This is a genomic window from Streptococcus suis (genome assembly GCF_002964045.1).
Taxonomy (GTDB): domain Bacteria; phylum Bacillota; class Bacilli; order Lactobacillales; family Streptococcaceae; genus Streptococcus; species Streptococcus suis_U.
In genome coordinates, this window is record NZ_POPB01000593.1 from 1 (window position 1) to 335 (window position 335).

Annotated in this window: 1 pseudogene; it reads right to left on the minus strand. The window is 40.0% G+C overall.

Annotation, left to right across the window (positions count from 1 at the left end):
- Nucleotides 1-252: 252 nt before the first annotated feature.
- A pseudogene (locus C1E99_RS15335) lies at nt 253-335 on the minus strand (IS200/IS605 family transposase); the annotation flags it as partial.

Genomic DNA, 335 nt, shown 5'->3' on the forward strand with positions numbered 1-335 from the left:
TAAGAACTTTAAAACTAAGATTTACATCGCTTTGAATATTGAAAAAGAGAGAACGAATTTCGTCCTCTCTAGGTGTTAGCTTTTCATCTACCCACTACAGTTGACAAAGAGCCAGTCATAACCACCCGTGAAAACGGGTGGCTTGTACACCGGCTATAAGCCGTTTCTCTCCAGCGACGTCTAAAGACGTTCGCTGAACTTCGTTCAGGTTAGTGCTATAATTACTTGACTAATGCCCGTAACAACGGGCTTTTATCTCGTTCTAAAACTGCCATCTGAAAATGGATCTTCATACTCTTTGACACTCAATTTATCAAGTGCAATGTCATTTTTCT